We start from the raw sequence: 18,732 nt of genomic DNA, 5'->3' as shown, positions 1-18,732 counted from the left end.
CCGCCAGTGCCTGACAGCCCGCTCTTTTTCTCCTGCGACAGATGCTGTTCGCTGTTGCGCTCCGTGGCGCCCAGGATGTTGAGATCGTTGCCCGCCTGCAGGACGACGTCGTTGGTGCCCGTAACCTGGCTTCCCTGCACGCGCAGGTCGTTGCCCGCCGCGACCGTGACGCTGTCGCCGCTCAGCGCGCTGCCCTGCGCCGTCTGCTGCGAAATCTGATCGCGCGTTTTGAGGGTGCTTTTCGACAGCCAGCCGCTGCTGCCGGTCGCCTTGTAGCGCTCATCCAGATCCTTAGTGTTCTCGCCGTTGAGAAGCGTCACGTCGTGGCCGGCGGTAAGCGCCAGCGCGTCGTCCGCTGAGAGGGTGGCGGCGCTGGCGTTCAGATCGTTGCCCGCCAGCAGGCTAACATCGCCTTTGCCCACCACTTCGCTGCCGACCTGCTGCGTGTTGCCCTGTTTCAGGCTGTTGTCTGCATCCCAGACGATATCGTCGCGGCTTGCGGTAGTGACGGTGTTAAGACTGAGGTCGCGGCCCGCATGGATCACCGTCTGGCTCTCCTCGCCGCTGTTGACCACCTGTGCCGCCGTCAGGTTGATATCGCGCCCGGCCTGCAGGATCAGCCTGCCGTCGTCGCCCTGCACGTACATGCCCGCCACGCTGTCAACGCTGGTGCGCGCAAAGCTGTTATCGCCGTTCTGGCTCTCGACGCTGCGCGTAGTGCTGACGGCGTTGATATCCCGACCGGCGTTTGCCAGTAGCGCGTCGGTGCCCTGGATCGCGCCGCCGATGTTATTAATATCAGTGCGGGCGTTGAGATCCACGCTCGCGCCTTTAATGGTGCCCGCCAGGTTAGTGATGTTGTCGGCGCTCAGCTTCACTACTTCGCGTCCGGCCAGGGTGCCGCTGTTAAACAGCCCGCCGCCCAGGTTCAGGTTGAGGTTGCGGCCCGCAATCAGCGCGCCGCTGCCGTCCACATCGCCCGGCTGCACGCGCGCGTAAACCTGCGGCACCAGTACCGTCTGGCTGGAGCCGTCCGGCAGGCTGACCTGCGCGTTGACCAGCCAGACGATATCCTCGGTCAGCAGCGCCATCTGCTCCGGCGTCAGCGCCACGCCGAGCGTCAGGTTGTACTGCTTGCCAAAGGCGATGCCGTTGTTCATCAGCGCCTTATACTGCTCTTCGTCGTTGCTGTATCCCTCCAGATAGCGCTGGCCCGTCAGGTTGATCACCTGCTCACGGATCAGGCGCTGCTCGTAGAAACCGTCGCCGAGGCGCTTCAGGACGCTATCGCTGTTCTGCGTCAGCGCGTCCTGCATATAGTCGCTGCTCAGCCACTGCTTCTCCTGGGTGAAGCGCGGATCGGTCTCTACCAGATATTTGCCGTCGGGCGACGGGTTGGTCTTAAACAGGCTGTTATCCGGCAGGCGCGTATCCGGCCCGACGATGCGCACCACGCGCGCCGCTTCTCCCTGCTGCGGCGTAACGCTGCTGGCGACTTCGAAGCGCTGGCCCGGCTTGAGCGCTGCGGTGGCAATGCCTGGCAGCGCGCCGGTATCGACCTTCTGCAGGTCAGGCGAAAGCGTGCTGCCCGCCACGGCGGCGCTGACGCTGCCGGTATGGCCGATAACCGCGTTGGTACCCTGCGCGCTCTGCGGCGCAATCGTAACCGGGCTGCCGCTGATGTCGCCGTGATCGACCAATTGGCTCGGCTTCAGCGCAATCGTCTCAATCACATCCGGCGGCGTATAGGCCGAGGTTTTTTTGCCCTGACTGTCACCGCCTTTATGGCGGATGCGGTAGTAGCGGGTGGACTTACCAACGTCGGTCGTGATGCGCTGGCCCGCCACCTCGACGTTATCCAGCTCGCCCGCGTTTATCGTCAGCGTATTGCCCGCCACCATCTGGCTTTTATCGTTGAACACCTTATCGGCGTTCACCGTCATATTGCCGCCCGCGATGATCTTAGCCGGATCGCTTTCGGCAATCTGGGTCTCCTGCACCGTACGGGTGTAGTCATACTGGGTGAAGCGGTCGTGGTTGCTGCCGGTTTTGCCCGGCGTGTTGAGGTTGCGCAGCGAGTCAGCGGAGTTGCGATCGACAAAGACGCCCTCTTCACCCGCTTTCCAGCGCACCGTATCACCCGACTGCTGATACTCAGTGATCGCCTCCGTGGAAACGGTCGCCAGTTCGGTGCTGAAATGATCGTTGACGTTATTGATCTGTCCGGCGGTAAGGAGCATATCGCCCGCCGACTCGATGGTCGCGCTGTGGTTGTTGATGGTATCGGCCTTGCCGGTCGCCAGCCCGTCGGCATCCAGTTCGCCGCCCAGCGCCATATCCCCTGCGCTGTAGATCAGGCCGTGATCGCGGTTGTTCAGCGTCTGGACGCCGATATCGACCCGCTCGCGTCCGGCCAGCGTGGCGGCGGTGCCGTTTTCCGCCAGGTTATTGAAGACCCCAGCCTGCACGCCCACCGTATCGCCGTAGATACGGCCGCTGCCGATATTGGTTAAGGTGCCTGCCTTCAGCAGCGTCTGTTTGCCATCGATCAGGCCGTAGTTGGTTAGCTGGCCGTTCAGCGTCAGCCAGTCCTGCCCGGCGTTGATTTCGCCGCTGGCGGCGTTCAGCAGATTACTGGCGCGCAGATCCAGCTTGCCGCCCGCCAGCAGCTTGCCGCTGTTGGTGACGTCGCCTGGCGTGGTGAAGTTAAAATTACCGTTGGCGATCATCTCGCCGCTGTTGTTCAGGCTCTGCTGGCTGACCAGAGTGATATCGCCGAGGGAAAGCAGCTGACCGTCGCCGCCGATGCGATCGGCACGGATCGCCAGCGATCGGCCCGCTTTGACGACGCCCGCGCTGTTGGTCAGCGTCAGACCGTCGCCCTGAAGCGATAACGCCTCTCCGGCGCTTATCTGCCCGCTGCTGTTGTCGATCGGGCCGGTGCTGTTGATGGTCAGTTGCTTATCGGCCAGCAGCGCGCCGCGCTGGTTAGCCAGGCTGCCGCTGTTGATCTCGATATTCGCCGCTTCGATGCCCTGCTGCGCGCCCTGGGTGTCCTGATTGTTCAGCTGCAGCGCGTTAAGTACGGCGTTCGCGCCGCTGCGGATAAGCCCGGCGGCGTTATCTATCGCGCCCTGCGCGCTCGACAGCAGCAGATCGCCGATGCTCTGGATCTGCCCGCCGCGGTTATCCAGATGCGTGGCATTGAGGCTGGCTGCCTGTTCGCTGACCACGCGCCCGCCATTGCGGTTATCCAGCTCGCCGCTTTGCAGCGTAAGGTCGCCCTTCGCGCCCAGCGTACCGGCCTGATTGTCGAGATCGCCGCTTTGCAGGCGCAGATCGCCCAGGCTGTAGAGCGTGCCGTTTTCGTTGTTGATGTCCTGACCGTTGCTGTCAACAAGCACGCTACCGCCCTGCAGCAGGCCTGCCCGGTTATTGAGTGCGGATTGTGTGGCGAGGCGGAGCTGGTTTTGCGCTACCAGCGTACCAGCCGCATTATTTAACCCGCCTGCATCCAGCTGCAAGGCTTTTCCGCTCAGGGCCAGACCCTGCGCGTTATCCATTTTCTCTGCGGCGATAACCATATCGCCCTGGCTGGTCAGGCCGCCTTTGTCGCCGCTGTTTTGGTTGAGCAGCGCGTTTACCCCAATATCGAGGCGATCGCCGCTCTGGATCAGGCCGCCGTCGCTGTTGTTCAGCGTGCCGCCGCGCAGCGTCAGCGCCTGCTGCGCCGCCACCTGCCCGTCGCGGTTATCCAGCACGCCGAAATCCAGCTGGCCCGTCTCGCCGCTCGCCAGCGTGCCCTGGCCGTTAAGCAGCTCTCCGGCGGTCACGCGCAACGCCTTGCCCGCGCCGATAACGCCGCTCTGGTTATCCAGCAACTGTGTCGCGCTCAGGGTCAGCCCCTGGCCCGCTTTAATCGTCCCGCTCTGGTTGTTGATAGTCTTCGCAGCAGCGGCAAGCCCCGCCTGTGAGGCCAGGGTGCCGTGTTGATTCGCCAGCTCCGCGCCCTGGAAAAGAAGCTCGCCCTGGCTGGCGATAAAGCCCTGCTGGTTGTCGGTCGCGCCTGCGTTAAGGGTAAGCGCGCCCAGGCTGCTGATGCCGCCCTTGCTGCCGCTGTCGCGGTTGCTCAGCGCATAGCCGTGGGTGTCGATGCTGGCATCGCCGCCCGACTGCAGCAGGCCCGCGTCGTTGGTCAGCGCGCCGTCGCTGCTGATCTGCAGGCGCTGCTTGCCCACCAGCGTGCCGCCGCTGTTATTGAGCCCCTGGGTGGTCAGCTGCGTATCGCCGCCGCCCGCCAGCATCCCCTGGCGGTTATCCAGTTCGCCGCTGCGCAGCGTCAGCGCGCCGGAGCTGAGTATGCCGCCGCTGTCGCCGCTCAGCTGGTTGCTCAGGCGCGCGCCGTGTGTATCGAGCAGCAGATCGCCACCCGCCTGCAGCAGTCCGCCGTCGTTATTCAGCGCGCCGCTGTCGCTGCGCAGTGCGCCAGTGGCGGCGATTACGCCGTTCTGGTTATCCAGCGCGTTCTGGCCCAGCGCCAGCGTAAGGTTATTGCCGAGCAGCTTGCCGCCCTGATTCTCCAGCCCGGCGGCATTGAGGGTAAAGTCCTGCTGCGCTTCAAGGCGTCCAGCCTGATTCGCCAGCGCCTGCTGCGTCGTAATGCTGCCGCTGCCCGTCGTCGCCGTCACCTTGCCCTGGCTGTTGTCCAGCCGCTCGGCGTTTAGCGTGACGTTGCGGCTCGCCGCCACTTCGCCCTGGCGGTTATCCACCGCGCCGCTAACCTGCGCCGTCAGGCTGCCCTGCTGCGCAGCAACGAGGGTGCCGGAGCGGTTATTGAGCGCTGCCGCACTGAGATCGATATCGCCGTTGGCCGCCAGCTGGCCACCTTCATTGTCGAGCGCGCCGCGCGTATGCAAACGCATCGCGCCGCTGCCGCTCTGCACTATCTGGCCCTGGCGGTTCGACAGGCTGTCGGCGTCAGCATCGATCTGCTGAGCGGAAGTGGTACCGTTATCAAGGTTAAGCTCGCCGCCGCGCAGGCTGAGCTGGCCGTTCGAGATCAGCCTGCCGCCGCTGCCCTGCAGGCTGCGCGCGTTAACCGCCAGCGTGCCGCTGCCGGCATGGGTAATCTCGCCGGACTGATTATCCAGGGTGTCGGCGCTAAGGGTCAGGTTGCCGCTATTGGTCGCAATACGCCCGCCGCGGTTATTCAGGTCGCCCTGCAGCGTCAGCGAGAGATCGTCGCCGCCGGTTTGCGTAATCTGGCCCTGCTGGCTGGAGAGATCGTGAGCGTGCAGATCGAGCTTATTCGCCGTCAGCGTGCCGCCGTCGTTATCCAGCCGTTTGCCGGTGCTGGCGCTGAGCTGCTGCTGCGCGGCGATAGCGCCGTTGCGCGTAACCAGATCGCTGTCGCGGGCGTCGAGGGTGATATTTTTCCCCTGCGTCCGGTTGCCGCTGAGATCCAGCCCCTGCCCGCGCGCGGCCAGGTCGCCGCCCGCCAGGTTCTGCCCCTGCGCGGTCAGCTTGCCTGAGGTAGCGAGCGTCAGGTCGCCTGAGTCGCCGATCTTGCCGTCGCTCTGCACGCCAGCGGCGAGGATGCTCTCTTTGGTGCTGTTCAGGCTGGCTGCCTGAAGCGCGACGTTATTGCGTGCGGCAACAGAGCCACTGTTCGCTACGTCCGCCGCGCTGGAGAGCGTGGCGTTGCCGCCGGAGAAGATCGCGCCGCTGTTGCTGACGCCCTCGCTGGCGGCAACCTGTAGATCGCCGCTGCTCTGTATGCTGCCGCTGTTCTCAATGCGGCCGTCGGCGCTGATCACGACGGTGCCCGCCTGCGCGCCGATGCTGCCGGCGTTGCGCACACCGACGCCCGCTTCGGTGCCGATCAAACGAATTTTTCCGGCATACATGCCGCCAAGGCTGGAGACATCGAGCGCCATCTGCGGGCGCGAGGCGGGATCGTCGCTCTGTTTCGTTACCTGCTGATGCGCCGCATCCACCTGGTTGCGGCCGGTAGTCACCTTCAGGTCGTTAGCCCAGACGCTGGCGTTGATTTTTACCGAGCGGGCGATAATGTCGGTGTAGTCCTGGCGCGAGCTGTCCATCCCTGCGCCTTCGACCGCCACCTCTCCGCGCTCGACGTTAAAGCCGGTGAGGTTGCCGTTATTCATCTGCGCCTGGCCTGTGGTCAGCGTGGCGCGGTTGGCGTTGATAAAACCGCAGCCGTTGCAGGTGATGCCGGACGGGTTGGCGATCACCACCTCCGCTTTTTGTCCTGCCACCTCCACAAAACCGTTCAGGCGGCTGGGATCGCGCGAGTTGACCTCGTTGAGGATAACTTTAGCTTCGCCTCTTGCGAGCCAGGGGTTGCCGCTCACCATGCCGCCCAGTTCGGTCTGCACGTTTTTATGCGAGTTGTTCAGGATGGCGCCCTGCTGCCCGACATCGAACTGGCTGTAGCTGTTGCGCGAAACGCCGCCTGCGGAGGGGGTCTGGATATTGATCTGCGGCGTGCCGTTGGCGCTGTTGATAATGGTCGGCTGCTGTCCGCCAGGCGCCTGCGCGTCCGCCACGATCGCGGCGCTGGCGGGCTGTATCACGCCCATCGCCAGCCAGAGGCTAAAACTCAGCGCCCCGACTTTGCCGATCAGGCGGCTCAGGATATGGCCCACGCCTGAGGAGCGGGAACTGCCCGCGCGGCCCGAACGGGCAATATCGGCCACCACCATCAGCATGCCGCGCGCTTTGTTGAAAATGATTCGATACAGGTTTCTGTTCATCTAATGTCCTTATCAGATTTGTGGCAGCTCCACGGCGAGCGGATGCTGCTGCTGCCAGCGTTTTGCCGCCGCATGGCTGACGCTGCCGCCATGAAAGTTAAACACGCGCTTGCCACGCTGCTCTCCGCGATGATCCAGCGCCCGCCAGCAGGCGTGAGGAAAGAGGTCGCGGCGCACCAGACGGCTCATCGCCAGCGTATGGCCGAAGGGCGCGATCCAGTCGCAGCACCACATGCGATCGCCGCTGTTCCAGTCTTCAGGCGGAAAATGGATGGCGGGCAGCGTGAGATAGCGCGCTTCCGCCTCCCTGTTCAGCCAGGCCCAGCTAAAGAAAAACACCGGCTGGCCCGCCTCCGCCACCAGAACGTACTGCTGCTGTTTGATAATCGGCAGCAGCAGCGTCGGCAGCGCATGCAGCGGCGCGTCGCGGTGCAGCGGCGAATGCATCCACAGCCAGACGGCGGCACCGAGCACCTCCGCCTCGCTCTCTTCGCCACCGAGGATCAGCGGCGATTTAATCTCATATTGTCCTGCGCGCATGTCGGCCCTCAGTAGCTCCAGTTAAGGTTGAAGCCGAGCGTGACGTTGCTGGTGCGCAGGCCATCCGGTCTGGAGAACGGCGTGCCGATAAACAGGTCATAGCCGGTGTTGAACGCCTGCCCGCGCAGCCCCGCCACGCCGCCCGCCAGATGCTGGCCGGTTAACAGTTCACTGCCAGCGCCGCCGACTTCGCCGTAATCCGCGCCCAGGTAGAACTCCTGCGCGGGCAGCGGCGTGCTCCAGGCGATATCGTTGCGCACATACCAGCCGCGGCTGGCGTTAAGGGTGCGCTCGCCGTCGAAGCCGCGCACCGTCCAGCGGTTGCCGATAGCGAACTGCTCCTGCGGCGTAAGCGGCGTGTTGCTCATCTGGCGCAGATACTGCAGGTTGTAACGAAAGTGCTGATCGCCAAGCGTAAACGGCAGATTGAACTGCGCATTAAGCTGCACGATTTTGCTCAGCGCCGTCGCCTCGCCGAAATACTCCTCCGGCGCAGGCTGCGCGCCAAACCAGCGCGTGCCGCGTTGATAGCTGATGCCCGCATCCAGCGTGGCCTGCTGAATATAGTGGCGATGCTGCAGACCGATACGCCAGGCAGCGGTCTGTCGCCGCTGTACCTGCACCTCGGTGTCGTTGATGTAGTTGCGGCTTTCGCGCGTCAGCACGTCGTAGGTAAAGGAGGTTTTCTGCGTGCCGCTGCGGTGCAGCACGCGGCTGAGCTGGAAATCGAGGCTTTTGCTTTTGCCGCTGTAGCGATAATCCTGATTACGTCCGGCCACCGTCTGGTGATAGTCGTAATCGCTGCCCGTCGCGGAGAACATCCAGTAGCCGAACGGCACCGAATAGTGGCCGGTGAGGTTTTTGCTGCCCTTGCCGCCCTGGCCCTGCAGGTCGTGCGTCGCCGACAGATACAAGAGATCGCTCAGCGCAAAAGGGTTGTCGAGCGAAAGCGTCACGCCGCCCAGATAGCGGCCGGTGCTGCGGGTGCCGGAGTCATCCAGCGAGACGCCGACGCGCCACATCTTTTTCTGCTGCCAGCGCACCTGGATGTCGCTCTCGCCAGGCTGTTCGCCGGGAACCACCGACATATCCGCCTGCACAGTCGGCAGGCGCTGCAGATTTTCCAGCCCCTGTTCGATATCCCGCAAATCAAGCAGGTTGCCCGCATGAGCAGGAAAGGCGCTGTAGAGCCAGAGATAGTGGCCGCTTTCCGGCGTCAGTTTCGCCTCGCGCACGTAGCCCGGCACGATCACCAGACGCAGCACGCCGCTGTTGAGATCCTGCGACGGTGCCAGCACGCGCGTGGTGACATAGCCGTGATCCACCAGCCGGTTTTGCAGCGTGCTCATCAGCAGGTTGATGCCTTTCGCCCCCAGGCAGCGCCCCTGCGCCTGGCTGGCGATGCGGTTAAGCGGCAGCCAGCGGGGCAGCGCCTGCTGCCCCTGCAGCTCGACGCGCGCGATGGTGAAACAGGGACGTTCAGCGGGAAAATTGATGCTGCCGAAGCTGGAAGACGGCGGCGAAAGACGCACATCGGGCGCTTTCGGTTCAATCTGGCGCTCCAGCGCCTGCTGGCGCTGTTGCTGGAGGCGTAGCTGGTCGTTTCCGTCAGGCAGCGCCTCTGCGGCGGTGGCCTGTGCGGTAAAAAACGCGCCGTTCAGCAGAGCAATGGAGAAAAGAATACATTTATGCTGGAAAACCATCAGACAATCCCTGTCACGTAAAGTAATCGTAAATTATGTTAACTCAGGTAAAACTGGCTGCGTATTATCCATAATTTATTGTTAGCGACAACTTTCGTTTGCTGATTTTTTAAGCTGAATGTTTAAGGGATTTTAGGGGTTTTTGTAATAAAAACGGAACGGTGAGCGCGGATACAGAGGAGTTTGCAGAGGAAAAATTTAAGACCATTCTTAACCACAGAAACGGGTTAAAAAATGGAAAAGCGGCGAGTCGCCTCGCCGCCGATGATTTAGCGCACTATGACCGTCAGTAATATCAGCGCAATGGCGATAACAGCCACGCCGATAAACGCCCGGTCGAGCCTTACTCTTCTCATTGCTGCCCTCCTAGAACCACTGACCGAAGCGGCGGATATAGATCCGTTTCATTCCCTGAGCCACCAGGCAGTAGCCGAACAGCGTCGCCACCAGCCAGGGGAAATAGGCAAGCGGCAACGGCGCCAGTCCAACCATCGCGCCGAGCGGCGAGAACGGGATGCCGATGCCGAGCGCCATAATGCCGAACGTGGTTAACAGTACCGGCAGCGCCGCGCGGCTCTGAATAAAGGGGATTTTCTGCGTGCGCAGCATATGCACTACCAGCGTCTGCGACAGCAACCCTTCAACAAACCAGCCGGACTGAAACAGCGACTGCGCGCCCGCATGATTTGCGCCGAAAACGTGCCACATCAGCGCAAAGGTGGTGATATCAAACAGCGACGAGGTTGGCCCCATCCACAGCATAAAGCGCCGGATATTGCTGGCGTCCCATTTGCGCGGCTTGCGCAGGAACTCCGCATCCATCTTGTCCCAGGGCAGCGCCAGCTGGGAGATGTCATACATCAGGTTCTGCAGCAGCAGCTGAATCGACAGCATCGGCAGAAACGGAATAAAGGCGCTGGCGATCAATACGGAAAAGACGTTGCCGTAGTTAGAGCTGGCGGTCATGTTCAGGTACTTGATGATATTGCCGAAGGTTTCGCGCCCTTTCAGCACGCCCTCTTCCAGCACGCGCAGATCTTTCTCCAGCAGGATAATATCGGAGGACTCTTTGGCGATATCCGCCGCGCTGTCAACCGAAATCCCGACGTCGGCGTCGCGCAGCGCCGGGGCGTCGTTAATGCCGTCGCCGAGGAAGCCTACCGTATGGCCGTTCTGCTGAAACAGACGCACCAGTCGCGCTTTCTGCGGCGGCGTCAGCCTGGCGAACAGGCTGCTCCGCTCTGCGGCCTGCGCCAGCTCGCCGTCGCTCATCGCCTCGATTTCATCGCCGGTCAGCATCGCGCTGGCGTCCAGTCCCACCTCCTGGCAGATACGCGCCGTGACCACCGGGTTGTCGCCGGTCAGCACTTTGACCGCCACGCCGTTGTCGCGCAGCGCCTGAATCGCCTGGCCTGCGCTCGCTTTTGGCGGATCGAGGAAAGTCAGCATCCCTTCCAGCGTCAGCTCGCGCTCATCTGCCTGCGCCAGCGGCGGCGCGATGTCGCCTGCGCGCGTTGCCACCAGCAGCACGCGGAAGCCCTGCTGGTTATACTCTTCAGCCAGCGCCTGCAGCATTGCCCGGCGGTCGTCACAGAGCGGGACGCACTCACCGTAAAGGCGAATCGTCGTCGACACGGCAAGCATCTCTTCGACAGCGCCTTTACAGACCAGCAGCGACTCGCCCTGCTGCAGATCTTCCAGCAGCACCGACAGGCGACGCCGCGCGAAATCAAAAGGCAGTTCATCCTGTTTGTGGTAGCGGCTGCGCTGCGTCTCGCTGACCTGCATCGCGCCTGCGCGCATCACCGCGCGATCCATCGGATTTTTGCTTCCCGTCTGGCTGTTGCTGTTCAGCCAGCCAAGCAGCAGCACGCGCGCATCCTCGTCGCCGGCGCAGTTAAGCGCGTGCGACAGCTGGATCTCATCCTGCGTCAGGGTGCCGGTTTTATCGGTGCAGAGCAGATCCATCGCGCCGAGGTTCTGAATCGCGTTCAGGCGCTTAACGATAACTTTGCGCCGCGCCATCGCCATCGCTCCCTTCGCCAGATTAGAGCTGACGATCATCGGCAGCATTTCCGGCGTCAGCCCCACGGCGACGGCCAGCGCGAACAGCGTGGCGTCGGTCCAGTCTCCTTTGCTGAAGCCATTAATAAACAGCACCACCGGTACCATAATCAGCATAAAGCGGATCAGCAGCATGCTGACGCTATTGACGCCGCGATCGAAAGCAGTCTGGGCGCGGCTGCCGACCAGCGACTTCGCCAGCGACCCGAACCAGGTCAGGCTGCCGGTCGCGACGACAACGGCGCACGCGCTGCCGCTGGATACGCTGGCGCCCATCAGGCAGATGTTATCCAGCTCCAGCAGGCTCTTGCCGCTCGCTGGCGCGCTGCTGCTTTTTACCGCCACGTCGGCGCTGAGGTCCACTTTCTCAACCGGCAGCGACTCGCCGGTCAGCACTGCCTGGCTGACGGAAAGATCGCGCGAGCTGATAAGGCGTACATCGGCAGGCACCAGATCGCCCGCGCTGAGCAGAACGATATCGCCGGGCACCAGCTCGCGCATGGCGACCTCCTGCGGCGCGCCGTCGCGCATCGCGGTCGCCGTCGTGCGTACCAGCGACTTCAGCGCCTGCGCGGCGCGGTTGGTGCGAAACTCCTGCCAGAAACGCAGCAAGGCGCTCAGCGTTACCATGGTGCAGATAATAGTGACGCCGGTGAGATCGCCCTTATCGCCCGCGCGCAGCGGCAGCCAGTAGTCGGTGAAAAAACTCACCAGCGCCAGCGCCAGCAGCACGTAGATAAAGGGGTTATGAAACGCCATCAGCAGCTGCAACAGCGCGGGCGGCGCTTTTTCCTGCGCCACTTCGTTTGGGCCGAACTGCGCCAGGCGGCGCTCCGCCTCCTGCTGGCTCAGGCCTGCGGTCTGGCTATGCAAGCTGGCCAGCGTCGCCTCAACGGAGCGGCTCGCTTCCTGCTCGATTAAATATTTTTTTTCGCCGTTTCGCGCAGCGCCGCGGCTATTTTTCGCCAGCGTTTGGCTTTCCAGTTTTAATTCAGACATAGTGAATTCTCCCTGCAACAGGCAAAGCAATCCCGACATGCGAAAATACGCATGCGTAAAAAGTTAAATATTAAAAAGGATGCGTAGCGTGAGGGCCGAATAAGCCGCAGGCGTAAGCGTCTCGCCGCGTATGGATAGCGACGCGGCGAAAAAGCGCAGGCGCAGGGCGCAGCCAGTCAGCTACGCGCAGCGAGGAGGAGGAAACAGAGCGTGCGAAAAAAGCAGCATAGCGATCGCCTCGTAATGAATAATGTTATTCAGGAAGCAATCGTTATTTAACAGGATTGCTGCCCGCCGGGTGGCAAGCAGCATGGAAATTCAGCTTGCCAGTATCAGTGAAAATATCGAATGACTGTCCAAGTGAATTCTCCAGTAGAAAGTTGCCGCCATTATAAGCGCGTCGCGTTAAGGGTAAAGATTAAAATAACCCTAAATAGCCTTTGTTGAGGTTCTGTTTCTCTATACTTAGTTCACGCGGGTTTTCGCCGCTTATAACCATAGCGCAAGCCTTATAACTTTAATGCATAAGGTTAGCCCATAATAGACTATTCTTCCTTTAAGCCCTTCCGTACACTCGCGTTACTACTTTATAAGGCAAGGAATTACCATGAAAAAAACTGTCGCTTCCCTGTTGGCGATGTCGCTGACAGCCGCCTTTGCCGCGCATGCCGTCACGCCGAAAGATACGCTGGTTATCGCTCAGTCTATTGATGACGCCGACAGCTTCGATCCTGCCAAAGGCTTTGAGCTGACCAGCGTACAGGCCTTTACCAATATTTATCAGCGTCTGGTTCAGTCCGATCCGCAAAATCCGACGGATCTGAAACCGACGCTCGCCGCCAGCTGGCAGCCGGGCAGCGACAACCGCAGCCTGACCTTTGAACTGCGCAAAGATGCCCGCTTCGCCAGCGGCAACCCGCTGCGCCCGGAAGATGTCATCTTCTCGCTGGGCCGCGTGGTGAAGCTTAACCTCGATCCCTCTTTTATTCTGACGCAGCTCGGCTGGACCAAAGAGAACGTTGACGGCTTTCTGAAGAAGGTCGACGACAACCACGTTCAGATTAGCTGGACCGCCAACGTCAGCCCAACCTACGTACTGAGCCTGCTGTCAGCGCCGGTCTCCTCTATTGTCGATGAAAAAACCGTGAAGGCGAATGAGAAAAACGGTGACCTGGGCAACGGCTGGCTGGCGACCAACTCGGCGGGCAGCGGCCCCTATCAGATCCGCAAAGTGGTGCTGCACCAGGTTGTGCTGCTGACCGCGAATCCCACTTCGCCTGCGGGCGCGCCGAAGCTGAAAAACGTACTGATTAAAAACGTGCCGGAACCGGCGGCGCGCCGCCTGCTGCTGGAGCAGGGCGATGCGGATATCGCGCGTAACCTCGGCGCCGATCAGATCGCCGCGCTGCAAGGCAAAGCGGGCGTGAAAACCGAAGCGATTCCAATGGCGTCGCTCTACTATATTCAGTTCAACGTCGGCGCCAACGATACCCTGAAAAACCCGGCGCTGTGGGAAGCGGCGCGCTACCTGTTCGACTACAAAGGCATCGCCAGCGAGCTGCTGAAAGGCCAGTTCGACGTGCACCAGACCTTCCTGCCGAAAGGCTTCCTCGGCGCGGTCAACGACACGCCTTACAGCTACGATCCTGAGAAGGCGAAAGCGATTCTGCAGAAAGCGGGCCTGACCAACGTCAGCTTCAATCTCTCTACCAGCAACCAGCCGCCCTATCTCGATATCGCGCAGGCGCTGCAGGGCAGCTTCGCCAAAGGCGGCGTGAAGATCAACGTGCAGCCGGGCCTGAGTTCGGAAGTCTCCACTAGCGTGAAGGCGCATAAGTATCAGGCGACGCTGAACGCCTGGGGCGCGGACTATTTCGATCCCAACACCAACGCCGCCTCTTTCGCCTATAACCCGGAAGATGGCAGCAAAACCATCGCTTACCGTTCAGACTGGCATATCCCTGAGCTGAATAAGCAGGTGCTGGCGGCGACGGCGGAAAGCGATCCGCAGAAGCGCGTGGCGCTCTATGAGGCGATGCAGAAATCGGTGCTGAAAAGCTCGCCGTACGTTATCGGCCTGCAGGCGCGCAACCTGATCGCAATGCGCGACAACCTGAAAGGCTACGTGCAGGGCATCAACCCTGACATGGTTTACTACTCGCAGGTCAGCAAATAATGGCGCAGTCAGCCTCCGATGCCGGGTTCGCCCGGCATATCTGGCCGCGCCTGTCGCGGTTCGTCACCAGCCTGCTGTCGCTGCTGGTGACGCTGCTCGGGCTGCTGGCCTTTACCTTTATGTTGTCCCACCTTTCGCCAGTGGATCCGGTACAGCAGATCGCTGGCGATCACGCCAGTGAAGCGACCTACGCGCAGGTGCGTCACGAGCTGGGGCTGGATCAGCCGGTGCTGGTGCAGTTCTGGCGCTACCTGGAGCACCTGGCCCGCGGCGACCTTGGCCTTTCCCGTCTCACTAATCAGCCGGTAGCGAACGATCTGATGCAGACCTTTCCGGCGACGATTGAGCTGGCGACCTGCGCCATGCTATTCGCCGCCCTGTTCGGTATTAGCCTGGCGCTGCTCGCCGCCTGGAAGCCGGGCAGCCTGCTCGACAATGTGGCGCGCTTTATCTCCCTGCTCGGCTATTCGGTGCCGGTATTCTGGCTCGGCCTGCTCGGGCTGCTGCTGTTTTACGCCGTACTGCACTGGTCGGCCGGGCCTGGACGGCTCGATGACCTCTATGTCTATACGCTGGAGCCAAAAACCGGCTTCGTGCTGATCGACAGCTGGCTCTCCGGCGACCGCGAGATGTTCCGCAACGCTATCGCTCATCTCTGGCTGCCGGTGGTGATCCTCGGCCTGCTGGCGATGGCGGGCATTACCCGTCTGCTGCGCGCCGCGCTGCTGGAAGAGAGCAGCAAAGAGTATGTGACGCTGGCGCGCGCCAAAGGCGCCGGCCGCGGCCGCATTCTGCTGCGCCATATTTTTCCCAACGTGCTGGGCACGCTGGTGACGGTCATCGCCCTCTCCTACGCTACGCTGCTGGAAGGCTCGGTGCTGACCGAGACCGTTTTCGCCTGGCCGGGCGTCGGGCGCTATATGACCAATGCGCTCTTCTCGGCCGATGTACCGGCCATCCTCGGCTCCACGCTGCTGATCGGCGCCTGCTTCATACTGCTTAACGCCCTGGCGGACGCCTTAACCTGGTTAACCGATCCGAGAACCCGATGACGCAACAACTCTCTGAACTCGAAACCGTACGGCCGCGCCGCCGTCGCCGTCGCGTCACCTCGCTGACCATCGGCCTGACGCTGGTGGCGATCCTGGTGCTGACCGCCCTGCTCGCGCCGCTGCTGGCGCCTTTCGATCCCAATATGCAGACGATTTCGGCGCGCCTGCTGCCGCCGTCGGCGCAGCACTGGTTCGGCACCGACGGCTTCGGCCGCGATCTGCTCTCGCGCGTCATTTACGGTGCGCGGCCGACCCTGCTGCTGGTGTCGCTGATTCTGGTGCTGACCATTCCGGTCGGCCTGCTGGTCGGCATTACCGCGGGCTACCTCGGCGGCTGGACGGAGCGCGTGCTGATGCGTATTACCGATATCTTTCTCTCGCTGCCTAATCTGGTTATTGCGCTGGCGCTGGTGGCGATGCTCGGCCCAGGCCTGATGAACGGCGCGCTGGCGCTGGCGCTCACCAGCTGGCCGCCCTTCGCCCGCCAGGCGCGCGCCGAAACGCTGGCGCTGCGCCGCAGCGACTATCTGGCCGCCGCGCGTATGCAGGGCATCACCGGGCTGCGCCTGATGTTCGGCCATATTCTGCCGCTCTGCCTGCCGACCGCCGTGGTGCGCGCCGCGCTCAGCCTCGGCGGCATTATTCTTTCCGCCGCCGGTCTCGGCTTCCTCGGCATGGGCGTACAGCCGCCGACCGCCGAATGGGGCTCGATGGTCGCGGAAGGCAGCAAAGTGATTTTCGACCAGTGGTGGGTTGCCGCCGCGCCGGGCGCGGCGATTCTGTTCGGCAGCCTGGCTTTTAACCTGACAGGCGACGGCCTGCGCGACCGACTGGATACTCGCCATGCCAAATGATCTGTTACTTTACGCCGAATCGCTGAGCATCCGCAGCGACGACGCGCTGCTGGTGGACAACATCAGCTTTCGCATTGGCCGCGAGCGCGTGGCGCTGGTGGGCGAATCGGGCTCCGGCAAGTCGCTGACCGCGCGCGCGCTGATGGGACTACTCTCGCCCGCGCTGCGCCTTCACGCGCAGAAGCTTGAGGTGGCTGGCCACGACGCGCAGCGCCTGAGCGAAAAAGCCTGGAGCGCGCTGCGCGGCGATACGGTGGCGATGGTGATGCAGGACCCGAAATATGCCCTTAACCCGACGCGCACCATCGGCTGGCAGGTGGAGGAACCGCTGCTGCTGCACCGTCGCCTGAGCCGCAGCGAGCGGAAAGAGAAAGTGTGCGAGATGCTCGACGCCGTGGGCCTGCCGCAGCCGCGCCAGCTGATGCAGCGCTATCCACATCAGCTCTCCGGCGGCATGGGCCAGCGCGTGATGCTGGCGATCGCGCTGATTGCCGATCCCGCCTTTTTAATCGCCGACGAGCCGACCTCGGCGCTCGATCACGCCATGCGCGATCAGGTGCTGGCGTTGATCCGCCGTCTGGTCGAGGCGCGCAATATGGGGCTACTGCTGATCAGCCACGATCTGCAACAGGTCTCTGAACACTGCGAGCGCGTGATGGTGATGTACAAAGGCCGCGTGCTCGATACCCTGCCCGCCGCCGATCTGCCGCGCGCCACCCATCCCTATACGCGCACGCTCTGGTCGTGCCGTCCGAGCAAAGCGACACACGGCGAGGCGCTGCCGGTGCTGGACCGCGCCGCGCTGGAGGCGAATCATGATTAATCTTCAGCAGCTCAGCGTCTCGCATAAGCAGGGCTATGAACTCCGCACCGTGGTGCATGAGGTCGATCTGCAGGTCAACGCCGGCGAGTGTTTCGGTCTGGTCGGCCCGTCCGGCTGCGGCAAATCATCGCTGCTGTGGGTGATGGCCGGACTGAACCCGCACTGGCAGGGAAAAATGGCGCTGGCGGGCTGCGACGTCGCGCCGGGCAAGCCCTTTACCGGCCAGCTGCGCCGCGATGTGCAGATGGTATTTCAGGATCCCTACGCCTCGCTGCATCCGCGTCATCGCCTGCGCCGCACCCTGGCGGAGCCGCTGAAGCTGCTGCGCCGCGACAATATCGACGATCGTATTAATCAGGGCTTCCGTCACGTCGGGCTGGATCCGGCGCTGGCGGAGCGCTATCCGCATCAGCTTTCGGGCGGTCAGCGCCAGCGCGTGGCGATCGTGCGCGCGCTGCTGCTGGAGCCAAAGATCCTGCTGCTGGATGAGCCGACCTCGGCGCTGGATATGTCGGTGCAGGCGGAGATCCTCAATCTGCTGAACGATCTCAAGCGCGACGACGGCCTGACGATGGTGCTGGTCAGCCACGATCCCGACGTGATTGACCACATGTGCGATCGCGCCGCGCGCATGGCGCAGGGCCGCATCGTCGAGCAGATCACCGCCTGACGGATCGCGCGAGCTGGCGCGCCTTGTGCGCTATACTCGCGCGAAATCTGTCAACAAAGAGGTCACCATGACGGTTAAGCTACGCCCGCTGGAGCGGGAAGATCTGCACTTCGTACACCAGCTGGATAACAACGCCAGCGTAATGCGCTACTGGTTTGAAGAGCCCTATGAGGCGTTTGTTGAACTCTCCGATCTCTATAACAAGCATATTCACGATCAGAGCGAGCGCCGCTTCGTCGTAGAGCACGACGGTCAGAAAGCGGGGCTGGTAGAGCTGGTGGAGATCAATCATGTCCACCGCCGCGCCGAGTTTCAGATCATTATCGATCCGGCGCATCAGGGCAAAGGGCTGGCGAGCCAGGCGGCGAAGCTGGCGATGGAGTACGGTTTCTCCGTACTGAATCTCTACAAGCTCTATCTGATTGTCGATCAGGAGAATGAGAAAGCGATCCACATCTACAGCAAGCTGGGATTTGAAACGGAAGGCGTGCTGAAGCACGAATTTTTTATCAACGGCGAGTATCGCAATACCATCCGCATGTGCATTTTCCAGCACCAGTTCCTGGAAAGGTTCCGCTCAGGCGGCGCGATGGTGAAGCCCACCGCGCAGTAATCGCACTCAGCTACGCGCGCCAACCGGATTGAGGTAGGGGCGCGGATGTTCCGGCTGGAGGTTGTACATGCCGCCGTTAAAGGGATCGACCAGCAGCCAGCCGGGAAAGCCGCCCAGCGGAATATTGCCGAGCAGATACCAGAGGTTGGCTTTGCCTTCGATTGGCAGCGTTACCGGCACGTAGCCCGGACTCTCCAGCATCACCTGATAGTGCTTCTTGCCGAAATAGCGGCCGGTCGACTTCGCCAGCTCGACGGTTTGCGGCGTGTAGCCCTCTGCCACCGGGCGCCCATCCTCATCCTGTACGGTAAAGCGCGCGCCCTGCGGCAGAGAGTCGATACGCACCGCCTGGGTCGGTGAGCCGACAATCGAGGCGCAGCCGCTAAGCAGCAGCGCGGCGGCAAGGATAAGAAGTCGCTGTTTCATGAGTGGATCCGCTAAAGAGTCTGAAAGGGCAGTGTA

General features: G+C 62.2%; 12 protein-coding genes. 6 read left to right on the top strand and 6 right to left on the bottom strand.

Features of this window, described 5'->3' with window-relative positions:
* The 5 genes from B3797_RS12130 to mgtA all read right to left on the bottom strand — a co-directional run.
* Positions 1-6,776, bottom strand: a 6,776-nt coding sequence (locus tag B3797_RS12130) for a filamentous hemagglutinin N-terminal domain-containing protein (RefSeq protein WP_311791195.1), incomplete at its 3' end; no start/stop codon positions are given.
* Positions 6,777-6,788: 12 nt separating this feature from the next.
* Positions 6,789-7,316, bottom strand: coding sequence for a toxin-activating lysine-acyltransferase (locus B3797_RS12125; protein ID WP_311791194.1), 528 nt, complete (start codon positions 7,314-7,316; stop codon positions 6,789-6,791).
* Between the two features lie 8 nt (positions 7,317-7,324).
* Positions 7,325-9,019: a ShlB/FhaC/HecB family hemolysin secretion/activation protein gene (locus B3797_RS12120; protein ID WP_311791193.1), complete on the bottom strand. Its 1,695-nt coding sequence runs from the start codon at positions 9,017-9,019 to the stop codon at positions 7,325-7,327.
* A 269-nt stretch (positions 9,020-9,288) separates the two neighbouring features.
* Entirely contained in the window at positions 9,289-9,375 is an 87-nt protein-coding gene (gene mgtU / locus B3797_RS19615) for a magnesium transporter protection protein MgtU (protein ID WP_371315545.1), read from the bottom strand.
* Between the two features lie 10 nt (positions 9,376-9,385).
* Positions 9,386-12,082, bottom strand: coding sequence for a magnesium-translocating P-type ATPase (mgtA, locus tag B3797_RS12115; RefSeq protein ID WP_311791192.1), 2,697 nt, complete (start codon positions 12,080-12,082; stop codon positions 9,386-9,388).
* Between the two features lie 607 nt (positions 12,083-12,689).
* On the opposite strand from mgtA, the gene B3797_RS12110 reads away from it, so the two are divergent.
* The 6 genes from B3797_RS12110 to speG all read left to right on the top strand — a co-directional run bounded on the left by B3797_RS12110 (position 12,690) and on the right by speG (position 18,270).
* Entirely contained in the window at positions 12,690-14,258 is a 1,569-nt protein-coding gene (locus B3797_RS12110) for an ABC transporter substrate-binding protein (protein ID WP_311791191.1), read from the top strand.
* Positions 14,258-15,310 (top strand): ABC transporter permease, encoded by a 1,053-nt coding sequence (locus B3797_RS12105; protein WP_120457434.1) that lies wholly within the window; start codon positions 14,258-14,260, stop codon positions 15,308-15,310. The genes B3797_RS12110 and B3797_RS12105 overlap by 1 nt, the downstream gene beginning before the upstream one ends.
* Positions 15,307-16,164, top strand: coding sequence for an ABC transporter permease (locus B3797_RS12100; RefSeq protein ID WP_120457433.1), 858 nt, complete (start codon positions 15,307-15,309; stop codon positions 16,162-16,164). The genes B3797_RS12105 and B3797_RS12100 overlap by 4 nt, the downstream gene beginning before the upstream one ends.
* Positions 16,154-16,987 carry an ABC transporter ATP-binding protein gene (locus tag B3797_RS12095; protein ID WP_311791190.1) on the top strand — a complete coding sequence of 278 codons (834 nt, stop codon included), beginning with the start codon at positions 16,154-16,156 and terminating at the stop codon, positions 16,985-16,987. Before B3797_RS12100 ends, B3797_RS12095 begins: the two co-directional genes overlap by 11 nt.
* Complete coding sequence (locus B3797_RS12090; RefSeq protein ID WP_120457429.1) at positions 16,980-17,657, top strand: ABC transporter ATP-binding protein; 678 nt, start codon at positions 16,980-16,982, stop codon at positions 17,655-17,657. The genes B3797_RS12095 and B3797_RS12090 overlap by 8 nt, the downstream gene beginning before the upstream one ends.
* A 67-nt stretch (positions 17,658-17,724) precedes the next feature.
* Positions 17,725-18,270: a spermidine N1-acetyltransferase gene (gene speG, locus B3797_RS12085; protein ID WP_033791956.1), complete on the top strand. Its 546-nt coding sequence runs from the start codon at positions 17,725-17,727 to the stop codon at positions 18,268-18,270.
* Between the two features lie 6 nt (positions 18,271-18,276).
* On the opposite strand, the gene B3797_RS12080 is transcribed toward speG, so the two are convergent.
* The gene (locus tag B3797_RS12080; RefSeq protein ID WP_311782984.1) at positions 18,277-18,696 is read right to left on the bottom strand and encodes a hypothetical protein; all 420 of its coding nucleotides are present in this window, start codon (positions 18,694-18,696) and stop codon (positions 18,277-18,279) included.
* Positions 18,697-18,732 lie beyond the last annotated feature (36 nt).

Origin of the sequence: Pantoea sp. UBA5923 (assembly GCF_002431095.1) — a bacterium.
Lineage (GTDB): Bacteria > Pseudomonadota > Gammaproteobacteria > Enterobacterales > Enterobacteriaceae > Pantoea > Pantoea piersonii.
This window is presented reverse-complemented; position numbering and strand designations above follow the sequence as displayed.

What these genes read in the sequence shown, in the direction of transcription:
- speG (WP_033791956.1), top strand. Translation starts at nt 17,725, where the DNA reads ATGACGGTTAAGCTACGCCCGCTGGAGCGGGAAGATCTGCACTTCGTA.
- mgtU (WP_371315545.1), bottom strand. Translation starts at nt 9,375, where the DNA reads ATGAGAAGAGTAAGGCTCGACCGGGCGTTTATCGGCGTGGCTGTTATC.
- B3797_RS12120 (WP_311791193.1), bottom strand. Translation starts at nt 9,019, where the DNA reads ATGGTTTTCCAGCATAAATGTATTCTTTTCTCCATTGCTCTGCTGAAC.
- mgtA (WP_311791192.1), bottom strand. Translation starts at nt 12,082, where the DNA reads ATGTCTGAATTAAAACTGGAAAGCCAAACGCTGGCGAAAAATAGCCGC.
- B3797_RS12095 (WP_311791190.1), top strand. Translation starts at nt 16,154, where the DNA reads ATGCCAAATGATCTGTTACTTTACGCCGAATCGCTGAGCATCCGCAGC.
- B3797_RS12100 (WP_120457433.1), top strand. Translation starts at nt 15,307, where the DNA reads ATGACGCAACAACTCTCTGAACTCGAAACCGTACGGCCGCGCCGCCGT.
- B3797_RS12125 (WP_311791194.1), bottom strand. Translation starts at nt 7,316, where the DNA reads ATGCGCGCAGGACAATATGAGATTAAATCGCCGCTGATCCTCGGTGGC.
- B3797_RS12110 (WP_311791191.1), top strand. Translation starts at nt 12,690, where the DNA reads ATGAAAAAAACTGTCGCTTCCCTGTTGGCGATGTCGCTGACAGCCGCC.
- B3797_RS12090 (WP_120457429.1), top strand. Translation starts at nt 16,980, where the DNA reads ATGATTAATCTTCAGCAGCTCAGCGTCTCGCATAAGCAGGGCTATGAA.
- B3797_RS12080 (WP_311782984.1), bottom strand. Translation starts at nt 18,696, where the DNA reads ATGAAACAGCGACTTCTTATCCTTGCCGCCGCGCTGCTGCTTAGCGGC.
- B3797_RS12105 (WP_120457434.1), top strand. Translation starts at nt 14,258, where the DNA reads ATGGCGCAGTCAGCCTCCGATGCCGGGTTCGCCCGGCATATCTGGCCG.